This window comes from Peribacillus sp. NJ11 (assembly GCF_030348405.1).
In the GTDB taxonomy this organism is placed as follows: Bacteria; Bacillota; Bacilli; order Bacillales; family DSM-1321; genus Peribacillus.
In genome coordinates, this window is record NZ_JAUCFO010000001.1 from 3,996,116 (window position 1) to 4,014,811 (window position 18,696).

Below are 18,696 nucleotides of genomic sequence, written 5' to 3' on the forward strand. Positions count from 1 at the left end.
CTTATTAAAGAATCGCGCCCTTTAATGGAATAGCCTTATTTCTGAAGCAATGCTCATTAACTCGTTAATTGCCGGGCAGTTGGATGCCGCTCCAGCCGCTTACATCGCATTGGCCATATTCATTATCACCCACAGCAACCACCGTGCCGTCCGATTTAAGGCCGACGGTATGGGCACAACCCGCCGCAATCGCCACAATATCGCGCCAATCACTTACATTACATTGGCCATACTCATTCCAACCCACAGCCGCCACAGTACCGTCCGATTTAAGGCCGATTGTATGATTACTACCCACCGCTATCGCCACAATACCGCGCCAGCCGCTTACATCGCATTGGTCATGTTTATTCAAACCCAAAGCCGTCACCGTACCATCCGATTTAAGACCGATTGTATGAAGATAACCCGCCGCGACCGCCACAATATCGCACCAGCCGCTTACATTGCATTGGCGATACCGATTATTACCTACAGCCGTCACCGTGCCGTCCAATTTAAGACCGATTGTATGCCAGTCACCCGCCGCGACCGCCACAATATCATGCCAGCCGCTTACATTGCATTCACCTTCATTATTTCGGCCCACTGCTACCACCGTGCCATCCGATTTAAGCCCAATGGTACGGCGCCAACCCGCCGCAACCGCTACAATATCGCGCCAGTCGTTTACATCGCATTGGTCATGCTTATTCCAACCCACAGCCGCCACAGTACTGTCAGATTTAAGACCGATTGTATGAGCATTACCCGTGTTCGTCGCCATATGAACATTACCAGCCGCGACCGCCACAATATCGCGCCAGCCGCTTACATCACATTGGCCATATTTATTATCACCCACCGCCGTCACCGTTCCATCAGATTTAAGCCCTACGGTATGACGACGACCCGCCGCTATGGTATCTTTAGGCCACCGTTTCACCTTTAACACCGCTTCTTTCGGTGAAATGTAATCCATGTTTTACCTCCTTGAATATAAGCAACCCTGCAGTTACGGTTGCTCGTCAAATGTAAGCAACTGTATGGTTGTGTGATAAAGGAACCATATCTAACTGTCCTTTTAGTTTATTCCATTATCTGGCCCTATTATTGAATAAGAGAATTGGCATTCTTAAATAACTTTATTTGTATTTAACTATCCTGCCCCGATAGTTGCATAAGAAAAAGCTGCCTTAAAGACAGCTCCGATCTTCAGCTAACGCACCTGTTAGTTGAACAAGAACTCATTAATTTCACTTAAATTCTACTTTCTTCATGAATCAAAGAAAAAGCTCCAGACAAATAATCTAGAGCAAAAGAATAGTGACTTTATTTTAAATCCACATCTATAAATTGTTTATTCTTATAGACATGACTATGCATCGATTATTTGCAATGCCTGCTTTGCCATTTGGAAATACTCATCACTACCAGATACAATGGCAAATTCTGCAATCGCAACTGGATATGCTGCCTCTAATTCAATAATATGCTCTTTCATTTTAGGCCACACATATCCACCTGCTTCTTTATAGGCATTGATTAACAATTCGAGACCATCTTCTCCAAATGTCCTGTAAAGTACAGCAAAATCATTCGATACATCTGATACCTTCGCTTCAGTCCAATCAATTAAACCAGTTACATTTCCTTCCTTATCAATCAAAATGTGTCCTGCATGTACATCGCCATGAATGAGTCCTGTTTTCATCGACCACATTTCATTATTCTGTAACCATTGCTGCCACCGAGTCCACAGTGTATCACCCACGCCAAATTCTTCTCTCACAGCATTCATTCGTTCTTTCATTGACTCTCTTGCTTCTTCAGGTGTATGAACAGTCAATCCAACATTCATCGCCTTTTCTATTGGAACATTATGTAAAGCTACTAGTGCTTTACCAAGTGTATTGTAAAAACAATCTGGCACATTATTGATATCAAGTTCCCAGACATAACTTTGAATCTCGTGGTCTATCGTACCTGCCGGTATTCCATTTAATTTTTTATATGCAATCAATTCGTTGGTATAAATCTTCCAATTCGGGGCTTCAAAAACAGTGATATGCTCTTTCACCAAATCTAATGCTTTTTTCTCTTCCGCTGTTCGTGGCATAACATCTTCACGTCTAGGTAATCGCAGCACCCATTCGTTTTCTTGTTGGTCAACTGCAAATACTACTTGAAAGTCCACCCCTGATTCATTAAACTCTAAAGAATCCTGGTTTAGAAGCAAGCCATCTCTAGCAGCTATTTCTAAAACTTCTTTTTCCGATCTACTCATTTCTTCACTTCCTAATCGTTATTTTAGAAAATGCGGATTTAACACGATAAGAAAATCCCCAGAGATTGGGGATCGCCAATTTTAAGAACTGTCTTATCATGAGCCTTGACCTCATCTACTAATAATTTTAGATGGTATTCAATATCATAGTTTATTCTTTTAACACCCACCTCCACTTCTCTTTATTTGGGTACTTATGTGGCAAGTCATTTTTATTATTATCCCTTAATGAATTACATACAACATGCCCAATACTAGTAACCCGATAAATATTAATAAACATACTCCAACTCAATTTCATAGATCCAGTTTTTCATCCCCCTCCTATCTTACAATATATGACACATCTATTAAAAATTCCTTCTTAAACAAAACTGCCCCGATAGTTGCATAAGAAAAAGCTGCCTTAAAGACAGCTCGGATCTTCAGCTAACGCACCCGTTAGTTGAAAATTTCTAACTGGAAGAGACGTTATATATCATTGTCCAAGATGTTCCTGATGAATCACATTGTTCAAATCCAAGTTTCTTATAAAGTTGTACAGCCTTAGTGTTTTTAGGGTCAACGCTCAAAGATAGTGATGTATAACCATCTCTAGAAGCTGTTTCAAATAACTTTTCCATAAGCAGGTTACCTATTCCCTTACCTCTTACTTTATTAATTACAGCTATACCTAGTTCAGGAGTATTATCATCAACATATCCATAACCTTTTTGATTTTCTGCAAATACTCGATACCATGCAGCACCAACAGGTAAATTATCCTCAAAAGCAATTATTGCTCTATCACCTTTTCGTCCCCATCCCTCACTATATTTTTTGATATGTGGTAAATTTAACAGTTCTTCTTTAGGTGGCTTATTTTCAGGAATATGAATAGCTTCATACATCATATCCGTTAAAAAATCTAAATCATTCTCACTTTGTTCCAAACTTTTTACATGTATCAAAATTAATCACCCCATTTGTTACTAATTCGACATAGAAATTTTATTACCTGTTCTTCAACTAACCTGCCCGATAGTTGCATAAAGAAAGAGCTGCCTTAAAGACAGCTCTGATCTTCAGCTAACCACCCGTTAGTTGATCCAAGGAAATAAATGAGTTATATTAAATGACTTTAATGTAAATTCTCGTTGTCATTCATCTAATAAAATCCAATCTTTAAAATAGACGTCATCTTTTAAGTTCAAATAGTATTTTGAAAATCTTACAAACTCTTGAGTATCTACTTCTTTATATTGATAATGGTCATAATAATTTTTGAGAAAATCTTCAGCTTTTAATTCCCCGCCATTTTCCTGAAAAACTTTCCAGAGCATTGTGGAAGATTTCCCATAAATATAATTACTCTGGTCGTTAGAAGAGTATTTATCTAGTGGTAAGTTTACAGGTAAAGTTAATTCCTTAAAGAGCTCTTCATCAAAGGAAATATCATTACCTTGATTTGCATAAAACAACAAAGTAGCGAGGTCTGTTATACCTTCATCCAGCCAGGCATCGTGATAAGGATCATTACTTATAACCCCATAAAACCATTGATGAGCAATTTCGTGAACGACTATACGCTTTAGATGTTCAGGACTTTCAAGACGATTATAAATAGAACCAGCTGTTACTACACCTGGATATTCCATTCCTAATTCATCTAAAATAATATCCAGTTGCTTATGAGGATAAGGTCCAATAGTATTTTGAAAGTAATTCATTGCTTCAATAGCCATCTCGCTTATTTCTTTATGTAATTCTTTCCTTTCATCAACCCCAAATACTCTTATTTTAATGTCATCTGTCTTCTTTTGGATCACATTCGGTTCCTTCAATAATGAAATATAAAAATCTTTTAAGTTTTCCTCTTCTAAAACGCCTGTACGTTTACTTGGATACCTATCATTATCGCTGGATGAAATTATGGTTAAATCTTTTGGCAATTTGTATTGTATTTTGAAATCACTAAATGCAGTATGATAGGTCTCACCTTTAAGCCGATACGCTTCCTTATTCCATTTATGGTTTCTATATGTGGCAATCATAGGATACCATTGTGCTAAAAAATAATTATTTTCATTTTTAGTAAATCTTAGACCCTTCTCCGGAAGAGTGAATTCATACTTAATGTCCACAACTACATTTTGATTTGGTTCTAATTTTTCATTTAAAGGAACTGTTAACGTATCCTTTTCAAGATTGAACTTTACTGTTTTTCCATCAAGATTTATGCTTTCGACTTTAACAGTAGATGGTTTTTCTAAGTATGAATTAGTTTCAGTAAACATATTTGGAATAAAGTAAAACACTAACTGTTCCCATTTATCAGTAGAGATATTCTTTATTGAAGTAGTTGAATGGATTTTAAAGTTTCCTTCTACATCCATTTCCATATTAATATCGTACTCAGACTCGCTACCTGGAGATAATCCTTTTGGTGAAAACTCTTCCTTACCCTGTTTAACCGTTGAAGTGCTTGGAAATTTCATCTTTTCAGTTCCATATATCATCCATATAGAACCAGTTACAACTAATAGTACGCATATAATAATTAATCTTTTAATCTCTTCACCTCATTATATTTAATTTTAACTAGGTAAAGACAATACTTCTTCAAAAAAATGTAAATCCCTTCTATTTTTTATGGAACTATCCTGCCCCTTTCGTATTATAAGGTCAGCCAGAAAATATTCTGGTTGACCATTTTTTATATGGTTTTATTATTACGGTAGCCGGGGCAAAACGTACCTGCTCATGGGGATAGACCCCGTTAACTAAACAGTTTGCCCCCTACTTGTAGAAACATGATTAGGCTGGTTGGGACGTAGATCTCGTATAACAAGCGAAGCTGTGACACTGCAAGGAGAAATAGGGGTACCGGTAATCCACTAGATTAGGAGGAGATTTAGAATGAATCCAGTCGTTGGTCTGGATATTTCAAAAGGGGAAAGTCAGGTTCAAGCATTTTTGGATAAGGGTAAACCTTATCAAAAGAGTTTTAAAATAACTCATACTTGTTGAGGGGCTTAATTTACTTGTAGCGTTTCTTGAGGATGTAAAGAAAGAGGCTGGTCAGAAGCCTTCAGTCGTTTTAGAAGCCACTGGACATTATCAAACTCCAGTCGTTCATTACTTGGAAGAACGAGGATATTTATTGATAATCATTAATCCATTGATTTCATATAAGGCAAGAGGATCAAGCTTAAGAAAGGTAAAAACAGATGCGATTGATGCCTATCTTCTCTGTGAGTTGTTTTATAAAGAAGAGTTAGAGCCATATAAAAAGCGTGGAGTCCAGTTATTGAACCGTCGTAATCTCACAAGACAACATGAAAACATAACTGGCGTTATGATTCAAACAAAGCTTCAATTTCAGGCAGTGCTTGAACAAGTGTTTCCTGAATATAAAGGAGTTTTTGGAGATTTATATTCTGTGGTGTCACTCTTAACTCTTTTAGAGTTCCCCTCTTCAGAGGACATTTTGAAGGCAAGTGAAGAAGCAATTACAGCAAGGATATTTGAGTTATGCAAGAGTAGATCAATTAAATGGGCAAATGAAAAAGCGATTCAGCTTAAAGCTGCGGCAGCTCGTAACCCTTTTGAAAAGACAGTCTATCAGAGTCATATTTTAAGCCTTGGTATGTATATAAATATTCTTCTTCAGTACAAAGAGCATCTATCAAAGTTAGAGGCAGAGATAGACGCCCTCGCTAAAGAAATTGAAGAATATACTATCATCAAATCTATCCCAGGTATCGGAGAAAAGATCGCAGCAACGATTATTTCTGAAATTGGTGAGATAGATCGATTTAATCATCCTAAAAAACTTGTAGCTTTCTCTGGAGTTGATCCTAGTGTATTCGAATCTGGTAAGTTTACAGCTACCAAAAACAGAATCACTAAAAGAGGTTCTAGCAGACTTCGACACGCCTTATATATGGCAGTTCGTTGTGCTATTCGTAACTGCCGGAAGTCTAAGACAACTGATGAAATTATCCCTCGAAATAAGAAGCTACGCGTGTCTTTTGACAAGAAGCGCGAGGAAGGAAAGCCTTATAAGGTAGCCGTCATAGCCTGTGTAAATAAGCTCTTACACTGGATTTTCGCTCTATTAAAGAACAAAATGACTTTCCAAGATATTGTTTAAAATTTATATTTAACTAAATAGAACAAAACCTTCCAAATAAGAGTCTGAAGGAAGGTTATTTGGTATGCCTATTTTTAGTATATCACGTATGTTTTTATCTTTTTATTGAAAAATGTTGACAAACTATTAGCTGGTTTAGTTCAATAAGAAAAACCGAAATTAAAATCATTTCGGTTCATCTTTTTATAAACGGTTTAACTTTTTTATAATAGGTTTAAAACTACAGTGGCGACCCGAAAAGCTTGGGGTAACACTCTCCTTTATGAAAGTACCTGTACTAAAAGTGCATACTTACATAATTGCAGTGTAAACTTTATACTCAAAATAAATAATACTTAAGGAGGACAAATCTTTGAAAACTCTTGTTATCGTAACACACCCAGACTTAGAAACATCCGTCATTAATAAGCGATTGGTAGAAGAATTCAAAAAATATCCAGAAAAGTATACTGTTCAAGAATTGTCTAAGGTTTACCCTGATGGAAACATAGATGTAGAAAAAGAACAAAAGTTGGTTGAATCGCATGGTAAAGAATCTCATAACCGGACACAGCATATAGTAAACAAAAAAGAAGATAAACCACTACATTCAGTAGATGTTCATCTTTTTTTGTTTAAAGGGGTATTTGTCAACAGCCCCAAACGAAGATCCTTTTGTGCTGTTTTTTCAACTAAAGTGAATATGGATAAGGAGTTATTCCACACCTGATTCATACGATATTATTAAGATTTTTTCTACAACCTTATAAAAAACAAAGAATGCTCTTTCTCATTTAAGTAAAACTGTCATTACTTTATTAATCTTTTAAAAATGTTAGTAACGCTTCATTAAATTCTTTTGGATGAGTTGCGTTTAATCCATGTGGACCACCCTTTATTAGAGCGAGCTTACTACCAGGAATGGAATCATATGTACGTTTTCCACTTAACTCAAAAGGTACAGTTGCATCAGAGTCACCGTGAATAATAAGAGTAGGTATATTGAACTTTTCCAAGTCCTTTCTAAAATCTGTCTTACTAAAGGCCGTTATACAATCGAGCGTTCCCTTAGGTGAGGCACTAGCTGCAATATCCCGATTATATAAACGGAATGGCTCACTAACTAAATCTGTTTGATTACCCGCCGCGAAAAATCCCTTCGTAAATTTGTCAAGAAATGCAAGGCGGTCATTTATCACGCCACTTTTGAATTCTTCAATTATTGCATCATCTAATGCTCCTTCAGGATTATCCTCTGATTTGTATAAATAAGGAGGAACTGCTCCAGCAAAAACAGCCTTTTCAATACGACCTGTTCCATACGTACTAATGTATCGAGCTACCTCACCTCCACCCATAGAAAAACCAACAAGTGTGACATTTTGAAGATCTAAATGTTCTAACAGTTTATGTAAATCAGAAGCAAATGTCTCATATTCATATCCTTCCCACGGCTGAGATGATTTTCCAAATCCTCGACGATCATATGTTATGACTCTGTAACCTGCTTCAATAAGAGCTGGCACCTGATATTCCCAAGAGCGTCCACTTAAAGGCCAACCATGTATTAAGACAACGGGTTTCCCTGAACCATGGTCCTCATAATAAAGTTCAATTGGAGCATGATTTTCATTACCTACAGTAAATTTTGCCATATAAATTTCCTCCCATGAATTTTCATTATTAAACCTATTCTTGCTTCTCTAATCAAAAAAACTCTTTACTCCAAAACATTTAAAATATTTTTTTGCAAAATGTTTATAGGATTATTATATTCCCTACTATCGAAATTGTAAAATTATTCAAAAAATATTAAATCAATTAATATTATTAGATTACAATTTATTTGTTTAATCCAAGGTGTGTAAATTATTGAAAATATTGAAGAACTTAAACTGAAAAATCGAATTAGAGATTTCTAAGCAACTCCAATTGGGGTATCTTCAATTAAGTTAGATTTAGGAATCACTACCCTTCCTAAAACATCAAGGCTTATTTATCGATTTCACTCTGCAAGTTTTATGTTATTCACAAAAAATTTAATTTGTATTACTAAAGTTTAAAAGACCCTACGATACCAGTGAGCCGCAGCTTCAACTTCATCAACAGTCAATTGATGCCCCCTATTATCCCAATGAATTTCAACTTTTGCATTAGCCTTTTCAAATATGGATTGAAGTTCAGTAGATTCCATCGGCGAACATATAAGATCATTTTTACCAGCAGCAATAAATACTGATTTTCCTGACAAATCAGGAAGAACAATTCCTTTTCTCGGTACCATCGGGTGATGGAGAATGGCTCCCTTTAATGCATTTTGATAGTGAAATAATAAACTAGCAGCTATATTAGCTCCATTTGAGTATCCAATAGCAATCATGTTTTCTCGATCAAAATTATACTTTGCAGCAGAATCATCAAGAAACTCATTTAATTCTTTTGTACGGAAAATCAGATCTTCCTCATCGAATACACCTTCAGCTAATCTCCGAAAGAATCGAGGCATTCCATTTTCCAATACATTTCCGCGGACACTTAGCACTGAAGCCTCGTCATCAATTCTTCCCGCTATAGGTAATAAATCTAATTCATTTCCGCCAGTACCATGTAGTAATAATAACGTTGGTTTCGTTGAATCTTTACCCTTATTAAATATATGTTTCATGATTGATCTCCCTCCAGAACGCGAACTTCCACAGTAGGTAAGGCTTCTTCTAATTCTTCTCGTTTTGGCTCCAGCCAAGATGGTAACATCAGTTTATTTCCAAGCTCAGCGACAGCTTCATCAACGGAAAAGCCTGGCGGATCTGTCGCTATTTCAAAAAGGATACCGCCTTGTTCATGGAAATACACAGCCTTGAAGTAGTTTCGATCACGAATCTCAGTCGGATAATACTCCTTATCTTGAAGAAGTGTTCTCCATCTCAAAAGATCTTGGTCATCCTTTGCCCTCCATGCGATATGGTGAACAGTTCCAGCCCCTTTTAACCCGCGAACCGAAGGTGTTAGCTTAATATCAATTGTATTTCCAAACTGACAATCCGATTTAAACCTAAGGAAGCTCGCTTCTTGCCCAAGACATTCGAGCCCTAATACGTTTTCAAGCACATTCGCAGTTTTATTAGGCTGAGTTGAAATTAAAATAGCACCACCAAACCCTTTAATTGCAACCTCTGAATCGACTTCTCCAAAACTCCAATTATTTTTTGGCCCCTCATTTCGTTCCACTAATTCAATTTCGAGACCATCTGGATCTTGAAATTGTAAATATTTTTCTCCAAAACGTACTGCTTGAATAAACCTAATTCTAAATTTTTTCAAACGATTTTCCCAAAATTTAATCGATTGATTCGGGATGATAAAACTGGTTACTCCAACCTGTCCTGTTCCAATTCGACCTTTTAACTGCTTTGGCCACGGAAAAAAAGTTATAACAGATCCAGGTTGACCAGTTTCATTTCCAAAATAAAGATGATAGACTTCTGGACGATCAAAGTTTATCGTCTTTTTTACAAGTCTTAACCCCAGTATGCCAGCATAAAAATCAATACTTCTTTGGGCATCGTTCACCATTGCTGTTATATGATGGATCCCTGTTGTTTTTTGCAATCTCACCATTCCCATTCTTTTCATTACTTTGATCAAGAAATTAATTAGGTCTCTCTATGGAAAAAATCTCACCTAATTTTGCATAATTTGTACCAGCTAAACAGCTCACAACTCTAATTCTCTTACCTCAAATGGTAATAAACTTTGTTTAATCTGCCCTCTAGACTGTTCATACTGCTCTGGCAACATTAATTTTTCTCCCATCGTCGCTTCAGATTCATCGTGAGCAAATCCTGGAGGATCTGTTGCAATCTCAAAGAGAATTTCCCCGTGTTCTCTAAAGTAAATCGCATTAAAATAGTTTCGATTACGTACAGGAGTTACCCCATATCCGTTTTCCTCAACATATTTTTGCCATTCCAATTGGTCTTGATCATCCTTTGCCCGCCATGCAATGTGGTGTACGGTTCCAACACCCATTGTCCCGTGTCCTATTGGCGTTAATTTTAAGTCAATGACATTGCCAATTTCTGCTGAAGAACGGTAACGTGCAAAGTCGCCTTCCTTGCCGATTAATTCTAGTCCTAATATGTTTTCTAACAATGCAGCCGTTTTGTCAGGATAGGTCGATAATAAAGTAGCACCGCCAAAGCCTTTAATAGCTACCTCAGGTGTTACCCCGCCAAAGGTCCATGTATTTACTTCCCCTTCTTCCCTTTCAACAATTTCCAAGTGTAGCCCATGAGGGTCATCAAATTCCAAGTATTTCTCGCTAAAGCGCTCCCTAACAGTAAAAGGAATATTGAAGGATTCCAGTCTTTTTTTCCAGAACTTCATAGCTCCTTTTGGAACAACATAAGATGTAACGCCTACTTGACCATCACCAATTTTTCCTTGACTAGCTCCTGCCCATGGGAAAAATGTCATGATTGTTCCTGGTTTTCCACCCTCATTACCAAAATAAAGATGGTAGGTACCTGGGTCATCAAAATTGACAGTTTTTTTCACTAAACGTAAACCTAATACACCTGCATAGAAATCAACATTCTCTTGAGGATGACCAACAATTGCAGTAATGTGGTGAATACCCATCGTTTTTTTACTCATTTTATTTTCACTCCTATTTTTATTTCTGGTTAGACACTAACCTTAAAAAGCATCGCCAATTTGTCGATAATTGTATATACGACTTTATGGGTGTTTTTTCCTTTATCCGAAGTTTTTTATTGTCTATAAATATTGGATCTTTAATTTTATTAAAAAATGAATCATGGAAATTATTCACAATATCCATGATTCTGTTGGTTAAATAAAGGGGTATCGCCCAACATTTTCGATATTAAAGTGATATTGATGATATATAATTTCAAATGATTCATATGAAATAGGTCAGAAGGAGAAAAAAGTTATAGTTGAGGTTGACATTATTGAAGTTTTTACCAGGAAGCTATATGGAATTAGCGATTACTATTTGAAATAGCAAGAAGATTCACCTTTATTCAATCAGAGAAGTAGATAACTTTGCAACAACGACTAATTTTTATCACTTACTTGAAATTGAATAGTGCTTTTAAGTTTACAGGCACTCTATCACTAGTGCTGATATGTCATTACCTCCTATGGTTTTTGAATTTTCGTAAATCTAGAAGCTGTTTTTTTTCCTTGTAATTCAAGTTGGAAAATTGTGATGCCTGAAATTGTTCTTGTTTTGAAACAACTTCATAAAAAAACTCTTTTCCAACCTCAGTCAATGAAAGGTATTTTGTTTTCCATTCCTGTTTCCGATTAATCAATCCCAAATCTTCCATTTTCCTTAACAGTTGAGTAATATTGCCTTTCGTAACAAAAAGCTTGTTTGCTAGTTCTTATTGTGACAATCGTTCATGAGAACCCACTTGAACAAAGATATCGAATTGAGCTGCAGTTAGATTCCATTTTTAAAATGTTGATTGAATTCCCGAATACTCTGGTTATATATTCGTGTTATTCGAAACCATAACATTAATCCTAGCCGTTCCTTTTTTTTAGTTGAGGAGCGATTCGTTATATTATCTTTCATGAATGTCACCTCATTCTTTAAATAGTCTGAAGATTAGGTATAAAGCTACTTTTTCTATTTTGGTATATTATGGTACAACGAGATGATTTCCCATACGGTTTAGATTGATCTAAGAATGCCTGAACTTGACTCTCTTCTTTTACCACATCCAGACCAACAACTGGATTCATTGTTTTTTCCTCCTCTACATACTTACCAGTACCCCTAGTCCTCCATGTAGTGTCATAGCTTCGCTTGTTATACGAGATCTACGTCCCAACCAGCCTCAAACATGTTTCTACAAATAGGGGGCGGACAGTTTAGTTCACGGGATCAAGCCCCACGACCCGTACGTCCTACCCTGGCTACTGATATAATAGATTCTATTAAAAAAAGGTCAACCAGTAAAAACTGGCTAACCTTATAATACGAACGCACCCGTTTGTTCATAAAGAGGAAATTATCATATTCATCATTTATTAAAAACAAAAGATTCAATTCTTTCTTCGCCAGAGAACATATCTTTGATTTTAAATTGATTATTTTTTACTTCATCTTCCCCAATTATGATAACGTTCCGAAAATTCTCCCTGTTTGCCTTATCTAAGGCTTTCCCAATCTTTTTGTTTCCCATTTCATACTCAACCTTGTAGCCTTTATTTCTTAGTTGTCTTGCCACTAAGAATGATTCTTTTTGCGTATTTATTGGGATTACATAAAAGTCCACAGTAGGATTTTCTAAGATTTTTTCCTTTGATGCATTTAAAGCAGTATAAATAACATCTAAACCAAATGATATTCCAACTGTAGAAAAATTCTCATTTGTTCCAATAAGTCCACCGATAGCATTGTCATATCTTCCCCCACTACCAATGCTTGACTTAATTTTTTTATCAGATAAAAAAATTTCATAAATAGTACCCGTATAGATCTCCAAGCCTCTTGCTAAAAATGGATTAAATATACATTGGTTACTGACGCCAAGGAATTCCAAATATGTTTCCAGTTCTTTTAATTCTTCTATACCTTGTTTAACCTGTTCGCTTTGTGCAGAAAAGGGTTCAAAGTAGCTATAACTTGTATTATTTTTATCAGTCAAAAACTGTTTAATTAATTTGACTGTTGAAGGCGGCAACCCCTGTTCAGTAAGCTCCGAAGTAACAGTTTCTAATCCAACTTTTTCAAGTTTATCAAGTATTAATACTACTTTATTAATTTTTTCATCTGATGTTTCAAACACTTGTAGCATTCCAGTTAATAATTTTCGATTGTTATATTGAATTATTACCTTTAAATCGAGTTTGTGGAATGCATCCAATGCCATAATCATTAATTCTGCTTCAGCTATTTGAGATTTAACTCCCACAATATCAACGTCGCATTGAGTAAACTCACGGAACCTTCCAGCTTTTATAGGACCGTCTCTGAACACTTTACCTATTTCATACCTTTTAAAAGGCATCCCCATTGTTGGATTCATTGCAACTACCTTTGCAAATGGGATCGTTAGGTCGTATCTCAATGCCAAATCTCTTTCTCCTCTGTCTGTTAATGTATACATTTCCTCTAAAATTTCAGCACCCCCTCCATACTTAGAAGCAAGCAATTCGGTGTAATTTAAAATTGGAGTTTCTAGAGGTTTGCACCCATATTGGATAAAAACATCTTCTAATGTTCTTCTAATATTGTTTCGTACTACTTCTGCTTGTGGTAAATAATCTTGTGTACCCTTTACATTTTGATAATCCATCTTTTTCATCTTTTTTTACCTCCAATTGTTTGTTTAAAAATAAAAAACCGCAAAAGATTAAAGTTCTTAAACTTAATCAATGCGGTTCAATTATAAATAGCCTTCCTATATACGATTTTTAAAATCGAATAGCAAGACTACTAGTTATGATGATGTAATTGTGACAGGGAAAAATTATTCAATAATGACAGCATTTTGTCCACCTCGTATTTCCATTTAATGTATCACAATAAAAAGTTTATTTCCAATATTTATTTATTTTTTTTGATTATTGCTTGTTCAACTAACCTGCCCCGTTAGTTGCATAAAGAAAAAGATGCCTTAAAGACAGCTCTAATCTTCAGCTAAAGCACCCGTTAGTTCAACAAGAAATAAAATATATTTTCAATTTTCCACCTATTCCTCTATTTGTTGCTAATCAATTACGTCAATGCAATGTTCTAAAAGGGGAAATACCTGAAATATAAATATAATTGAAAGGAGTGAGATGATAATGGAAGCAAGTACCTTTTTAGGACTGTTTTGGGGATGGATGACGATTATCATATCGGGAATACTTTTCGTACGTCCATCAGTACTACGTGAACTGAAAAGATTAGTGGTCGAGGACAGAGGATTTGGGATTATGTATGGCTTTCTATCGATTTTCCTAGGGTTAGGCACTGTTATCCTGCATAATGTATGGGCACTCAACTGGCGGGGATTCATCACAGTCATTGCATGGCTCTCACTATTAAAGGGGATTTATGTAATTGCATATCCTGAACCATCCAAGAAAACCGACTTTGAAGTACGGATACTATCTACACGTATAGCACTTGCTATCGTTGGTGCTTTGGCTATATGGATGCTTGTAGTAATCTATAAGAAATAATCCTAATTCCTAATAGCGACAAACAAGCCTCCGGCAGCGAATAGAAGGGTTTATTTATTTATTCCTCTCCTTTAATTTAGAAGATGTTGTCTCAGTAGTTTCGTCAAGACCATTAAGACTTTCTTAATGGTGTTAAAATCAGGGTAATCGCCAGGAAAATATGCTTAACGGTGTACATACACATTTTCCTGACGCTCCCCCTTAAACTGAGGGAGTTCAATAAGAAACATAGTTAATTTATAGGAAGAAACCACACATCTTCTTCTCCATATACATCTCCTGTGGGAAGAAAGCCAAAACGTTAATATAATTCACAAGCATTTTCATTATCTTTAAATACGGTTAGACGAATTTCTTTACAAATGGTAAACCTATTTGCTATCCAATGAACCATCTCAGACAGTGCCGCCCTACCATATCCTTTACCCTGATAACTCTCATCAATAATGAATCCGTTAAACCAATACATATTCGTCGTATTTTCATCGTAAGCATGCATGATAAAACCGACCATTAACTCTTTGTCATAGATGGCAAAGGGCAAATAAACAATGTTATCTCCGTCTGGTTTAATATAAACTTTGGCAAGTGATGCGGCTACTGGCGGTACAAAGTTACTTTGCTGTTTCTTAACTTTCAATGCTAATGCCTCTTCCCAATTTTCTCTCGTAACACATTTCAAATGTACTTTCTTAAATTTCACCTCTAATCATAATCAGAAATTACCACTTTATTAAATTCACTACTGACACTGAAATACCTTATTCAACTAACCCGTCCCTTTAGTTGCATAAAGAAAAAGCTGCCTTAAAGACAGCTCCGATCTTCAGCTAACGCACCCGTTAGTTCATTAAGACTTATTGTAGAGTTGACACAAACTGTGCGGTGATGAGTTTTCATAAAAAAAATAGTCTCTTCTTAATTAGCTATTAAGAAGAGACTATGGCTTATTAAACTTATTCGTTTTTATTCAATGAGGTGATCTAAAATTAAACCGTTATGGTTTTATTTCCCTTTGATAAAAGTCATATAATTGATTAATAGAGGAACTGGACAAGATATGACTGGCTCGATCAATTTTCTCACGTTCCCAATCGAACCAACGCATTTCCTTTAACTTTTCGATTTCTTTGTCTGTAAAGCGTTTCTTTATCTCTTTAGCAGGGTTGCCGCCTACTATCGTATATGGTGGGACATCTTTGGCAACAACCGATCCAGCCGCAACAATGGCACCTTCACCTATTGTCACACCGGGCATAATCATTGCATTCATGCCAATCCAGGCATCACTCTCGATGATTGTATCCCCTTTTGGTTCGTAAGAAGTTTCAATCTGCTCCACAAACGGATACACGGTAATCCATTCAGGATGATGATTGTGATTTCCACCCATTAAAATAATTACACCACTTGCAATGCATACGTAATTTCCTATAATCAACTTATCTAAATGCCATCCATGGTCTTCGATGGGGTTAAATAACTTTCTTGATTTTTCATCTCCCCATAGGTATCTAACGCACCCATCTTCAAAATCATGATTATCGTAATAACCAGAATAGTAGGAGTATTTCCCTACTTCAATCATTGGGTTGGTGACAATATCCTTTAGATACTTAATTTCAGACCAGTGGTTAAATCGATGTTGTTTCATTCTTTTCCCTCGCTTCTAAGTAGTATAAATCATTTTTTTACTTAGAAGCTTAATGCCGTAGCAACATTCTTAAACCGTTTCAAACGACGAACCATCGTCCTCATCCTTTTCCTATTTGATGGGGAGATTGTAACAAACGAATCATCTGTTCGTCAAATCTTACCTCACAGTCCGAAGACACTACGCTAACCTGCCCCGATAGTTGCATAAGAAAAGGAGCTGCTGATCAGCTCCTTGTAATGAACTAACGCACCCGTTAGTTCATTACCGAGATACAATTAGTGCATTCAGTTTTCCATGTGTAGCCTTGAAATAATGTTTGATCAAAAGGATGTTGCTAAGCTTTGTTTAGGAGCAAACTAAGAGAATCCATTTTGAAAAAAGATTGATTAAAATGGGTTATCTTCTTGTGAATTAGTATACAATTTTTATAAAAAAGGTTGATCAAAAGTTGTCAAAAGTCCATATATAACAGTGTTTGCTTTATAATCCAAATTCTAAAACGGTTCATTAAATGGTTCATTTCTTAGTTATCCATGATTTAAAAAAAGAAAAAATAAGAATAGAGCTAAGTAGTTAATTTTCAGTTTATATTTTAAAGGTATAGTTTATTATGTAATCTAACTATATGGAGGCATTTTATATGTTTAAAATATTAGTTGTTGAAGATGATACAAATACCAGAAAGCTAATGTGCGCTGTATTAAAGCAAAATGGTTTTGAAACATACGGAGCAAAGGACGCTATCCTAGCGCTTAATTTAATGGATAAGCAGCACTTTGATTTAGTGGTGGTTGATTTAATGATGCCAAAAATGGACGGTTATGAATTAACCCGTCTACTTAGACTCTCCTGGGAACATCTACCTATATTAATGGTTACAGCTAAGCAGGAGCCAAAAGACAAAAGGAAAGGATTCCTAGTAGGAACAGATGATTATATGACAAAGCCAGTAGACGAACAGGAGATGGTACTTCGTATTAAAGCGCTTCTCCGCAGATCAAAGATTGCAAGCGAACACAAACTATCCGTCGGCAAAGTTGTTCTCGATTATGATGCCCATACCGTCTCCCTTGAAGATAAGGTTATAACGCTGCCACAAAAAGAGTTTTACCTTTTATTTAAGTTGCTTTCATACCCGAACATGATTTTTACCCGTTTACAGCTTATGGATGAGATCTGGGGAGTAGAATCTGAAACCGATGACAGCACACTCAATGTTCATATTAATCGCTTACGAGACAAATTTCGTGATTGGCCAGAGTTTGAAATTCTTACGGTACGTGGTCTTGGCTACAAGGCAGTGAAAAAAGCATGAAAGAATTTTTTAAGAAGCGTCTGAGTCTTGCTATTACATTGGTTATGTTTGTGTTCGGAGTTTTGACGACAACATTTCTGGTGGCCGGTGGAATTACCATACTACTACAGTACATGGACATTATATCTTCTTCTAACCGGACTGCTCAGGGTAACAGTCAAATCCTCGAATTCCACGTACTTCCAGTACTTTATTTTTTGGGCTTTTGTATTTTACTCGGAACGGCATTTACTGCATTTCTTAGCAAAAAAGCGCTGAACCCGATCCGCAAAGTAATAGATGCCATACATAAGGTGGCCGGTGGTGACTTTAGCGTTAAGGTAGATATAAAAGGCGTTGGAGAATTGGAGGAGCTGTCTCAGAGCTTTAATAAAATGACCCAAGAACTTTCGAGTATTGAAACATTGAGAAGTGATTTTGTTAATAATTTTTCCCATGAATTTAAAACACCTATTGTATCTCTACGTGGTTTTGCAAAGCTACTCAAGGAAAATAATCTTAGTGAGGAAGATAGACAGGAGTATCTTGACATTATCATTAAGGAATCAGAACGTTTAGCTGACCTTTCCACCAGTGTTCTCACTCTATCCAAGTATGAGAATCTTGAAATTATTACTGATAAAGCCACATTCAGGCTGGACGAACAGATAAGAAAGACAATAGTTTTAATGGAATCCAAATGGTCTGCAAAAGAGCTTACCGTAAATGTAGAGTTAGATAAAGTGATTTATAGCGGAAACGAAGACTTGACACAGCAAATTTGGCTTAATCTTTTAGATAATGCCATTAAATTTTCTTATCAGGGTGGATTAATAAATATTAGTCTTACAAAAGCAAATAACAGTATTCTGTTTGTTATTCAGGATAATGGCCCCGGTATGGATGATCAGACAAAAGCTCATATTTTCGATAAATTTTACCAAGGTGATACATCTCATTCCAAAGCAGGAAGTGGATTAGGACTTTCAATTGTAAAACGTATAGTGGAACTATGCGGTGGAAACATTCATGTGCAAAGTGAAGTAGATAATGGTAGCACATTTTCCGTTAACCTAAAATAACGTAAAGCCCAAATTCTCAGTATTAATGGAGAATTTGGGCTTTTAACTATTACTATTTTCCTTTATTTCATG

The 18,696-nt window shown here is 36.1% G+C and carries 15 protein-coding genes and 3 pseudogenes; 5 read left to right on the forward strand and 13 right to left on the reverse strand.

Annotation, left to right across the window (positions count from 1 at the left end; all coding sequences use genetic code 11):
* Positions 1–64: 64 nt before the first annotated feature.
* The 4 genes from QUF86_RS19665 to QUF86_RS19680 form a co-directional block, all read right to left on the reverse strand.
* Entirely contained in the window at positions 65–961 is an 897-nt protein-coding gene (locus QUF86_RS19665) for an RCC1 domain-containing protein (RefSeq protein WP_289335312.1), read from the reverse strand.
* A gap of 396 nt (positions 962–1,357) precedes the next feature.
* A complete protein-coding gene (locus QUF86_RS19670) occupies positions 1,358–2,266 on the reverse strand; it encodes a macrolide 2'-phosphotransferase (protein WP_289335313.1) in 909 nt (302 codons plus the stop codon).
* Positions 2,267–2,721: 455 nt separating this feature from the next.
* Positions 2,722–3,216 carry a GNAT family N-acetyltransferase gene (locus tag QUF86_RS19675; protein ID WP_289335315.1) on the reverse strand — a complete coding sequence of 165 codons (495 nt, stop codon included), beginning with the start codon at positions 3,214–3,216 and terminating at the stop codon, positions 2,722–2,724.
* Between the two features lie 189 nt (positions 3,217–3,405).
* Entirely contained in the window at positions 3,406–4,743 is a 1,338-nt protein-coding gene (locus QUF86_RS19680; protein ID WP_289335316.1) for a M1 family metallopeptidase, read from the reverse strand.
* Between the two features lie 421 nt (positions 4,744–5,164).
* Between QUF86_RS19680 and QUF86_RS19685 the strand changes: the two are divergent.
* Both QUF86_RS19685 and QUF86_RS19690 read left to right on the forward strand, forming a co-directional pair.
* Positions 5,165–6,401 (forward strand): annotated as a pseudogene (locus QUF86_RS19685) (IS110 family RNA-guided transposase).
* 352 nt (positions 6,402–6,753) lie between these two features.
* Positions 6,754–6,930 (forward strand): annotated as a pseudogene (locus tag QUF86_RS19690) (NAD(P)H-dependent oxidoreductase); the annotation flags it as partial.
* A gap of 268 nt (positions 6,931–7,198) precedes the next feature.
* On the opposite strand, the gene QUF86_RS19695 reads toward QUF86_RS19690, so the two are convergent.
* From QUF86_RS19695 to QUF86_RS19725, 7 genes and pseudogenes are all read right to left on the reverse strand, one after another.
* Positions 7,199–8,035 carry an alpha/beta fold hydrolase gene (locus tag QUF86_RS19695; protein WP_289335317.1) on the reverse strand — a complete coding sequence of 279 codons (837 nt, stop codon included), beginning with the start codon at positions 8,033–8,035 and terminating at the stop codon, positions 7,199–7,201.
* A gap of 404 nt (positions 8,036–8,439) precedes the next feature.
* On the reverse strand, positions 8,440–9,045 hold the full coding sequence (locus tag QUF86_RS19700; protein ID WP_289335318.1) for an alpha/beta hydrolase: 606 nt from the start codon (positions 9,043–9,045) through the stop codon (positions 8,440–8,442).
* Positions 9,042–9,989 carry a ring-cleaving dioxygenase gene (locus QUF86_RS19705; RefSeq protein WP_289335319.1) on the reverse strand — a complete coding sequence of 316 codons (948 nt, stop codon included), beginning with the start codon at positions 9,987–9,989 and terminating at the stop codon, positions 9,042–9,044. The genes QUF86_RS19700 and QUF86_RS19705 overlap by 4 nt, the downstream gene beginning before the upstream one ends.
* 105 nt (positions 9,990–10,094) lie before the next feature.
* On the reverse strand, positions 10,095–11,036 hold the full coding sequence (locus QUF86_RS19710; RefSeq protein WP_289335320.1) for a ring-cleaving dioxygenase: 942 nt from the start codon (positions 11,034–11,036) through the stop codon (positions 10,095–10,097).
* Between the two features lie 503 nt (positions 11,037–11,539).
* Positions 11,540–11,988: pseudogene (locus tag QUF86_RS19715) on the reverse strand (MarR family winged helix-turn-helix transcriptional regulator).
* Between the two features lie 17 nt (positions 11,989–12,005).
* On the reverse strand, positions 12,006–12,158 hold the full coding sequence (locus QUF86_RS19720; protein WP_289335321.1) for a hypothetical protein: 153 nt from the start codon (positions 12,156–12,158) through the stop codon (positions 12,006–12,008).
* A gap of 281 nt (positions 12,159–12,439) precedes the next feature.
* On the reverse strand, positions 12,440–13,726 hold the full coding sequence (locus tag QUF86_RS19725; protein ID WP_289335322.1) for a histidine--tRNA ligase: 1,287 nt from the start codon (positions 13,724–13,726) through the stop codon (positions 12,440–12,442).
* A 484-nt stretch (positions 13,727–14,210) separates the two neighbouring features.
* On the opposite strand from QUF86_RS19725, the gene QUF86_RS19730 reads away from it, so the two are divergent.
* The gene (locus QUF86_RS19730) at positions 14,211–14,591 is read left to right on the forward strand and encodes a hypothetical protein (RefSeq protein WP_289316435.1); all 381 of its coding nucleotides are present in this window, start codon (positions 14,211–14,213) and stop codon (positions 14,589–14,591) included.
* Positions 14,592–14,892: 301 nt separating this feature from the next.
* On the opposite strand, the gene QUF86_RS19735 is transcribed toward QUF86_RS19730, so the two are convergent.
* Both QUF86_RS19735 and QUF86_RS19740 read right to left on the reverse strand, forming a co-directional pair.
* Positions 14,893–15,294, reverse strand: coding sequence for a GNAT family N-acetyltransferase (locus QUF86_RS19735; RefSeq protein ID WP_483313926.1), 402 nt, complete (start codon positions 15,292–15,294; stop codon positions 14,893–14,895).
* Positions 15,295–15,588: 294 nt separating this feature from the next.
* Positions 15,589–16,245, reverse strand: a complete 657-nt coding sequence (locus QUF86_RS19740; RefSeq protein WP_289316437.1) for a CatB-related O-acetyltransferase — start codon at positions 16,243–16,245, stop codon at positions 15,589–15,591.
* A 643-nt stretch (positions 16,246–16,888) separates the two neighbouring features.
* Between QUF86_RS19740 and QUF86_RS19745 the strand changes: the two genes are divergently transcribed.
* Both QUF86_RS19745 and QUF86_RS19750 read left to right on the forward strand, forming a co-directional pair.
* The gene (locus tag QUF86_RS19745) at positions 16,889–17,563 is read left to right on the forward strand and encodes a response regulator transcription factor (RefSeq protein ID WP_289335323.1); all 675 of its coding nucleotides are present in this window, start codon (positions 16,889–16,891) and stop codon (positions 17,561–17,563) included.
* Positions 17,560–18,624: a HAMP domain-containing sensor histidine kinase gene (locus tag QUF86_RS19750; protein WP_289335324.1), complete on the forward strand. Its 1,065-nt coding sequence runs from the start codon at positions 17,560–17,562 to the stop codon at positions 18,622–18,624. The genes QUF86_RS19745 and QUF86_RS19750 overlap by 4 nt, the downstream gene beginning before the upstream one ends.
* The last annotated feature ends 72 nt before the right edge of the window (positions 18,625–18,696 follow it).

What these genes read in the sequence shown, in the direction of transcription:
- QUF86_RS19680 (WP_289335316.1), bottom strand. Translation starts at nt 4,743, where the DNA reads ATGAAATTTCCAAGCACTTCAACGGTTAAACAGGGTAAGGAAGAGTTT.
- QUF86_RS19725 (WP_289335322.1), bottom strand. Translation starts at nt 13,726, where the DNA reads ATGAAAAAGATGGATTATCAAAATGTAAAGGGTACACAAGATTATTTA.
- QUF86_RS19720 (WP_289335321.1), bottom strand. Translation starts at nt 12,158, where the DNA reads ATGAATCCAGTTGTTGGTCTGGATGTGGTAAAAGAAGAGAGTCAAGTT.
- QUF86_RS19740 (WP_289316437.1), bottom strand. Translation starts at nt 16,245, where the DNA reads ATGAAACAACATCGATTTAACCACTGGTCTGAAATTAAGTATCTAAAG.
- QUF86_RS19710 (WP_289335320.1), bottom strand. Translation starts at nt 11,036, where the DNA reads ATGAGTAAAAAAACGATGGGTATTCACCACATTACTGCAATTGTTGGT.
- QUF86_RS19750 (WP_289335324.1), top strand. Translation starts at nt 17,560, where the DNA reads ATGAAAGAATTTTTTAAGAAGCGTCTGAGTCTTGCTATTACATTGGTT.
- QUF86_RS19730 (WP_289316435.1), top strand. Translation starts at nt 14,211, where the DNA reads ATGGAAGCAAGTACCTTTTTAGGACTGTTTTGGGGATGGATGACGATT.
- QUF86_RS19670 (WP_289335313.1), bottom strand. Translation starts at nt 2,266, where the DNA reads ATGAGTAGATCGGAAAAAGAAGTTTTAGAAATAGCTGCTAGAGATGGC.
- QUF86_RS19745 (WP_289335323.1), top strand. Translation starts at nt 16,889, where the DNA reads ATGTTTAAAATATTAGTTGTTGAAGATGATACAAATACCAGAAAGCTA.
- QUF86_RS19695 (WP_289335317.1), bottom strand. Translation starts at nt 8,035, where the DNA reads ATGGCAAAATTTACTGTAGGTAATGAAAATCATGCTCCAATTGAACTT.
- QUF86_RS19665 (WP_289335312.1), bottom strand. Translation starts at nt 961, where the DNA reads ATGGATTACATTTCACCGAAAGAAGCGGTGTTAAAGGTGAAACGGTGG.
- QUF86_RS19700 (WP_289335318.1), bottom strand. Translation starts at nt 9,045, where the DNA reads ATGAAACATATATTTAATAAGGGTAAAGATTCAACGAAACCAACGTTA.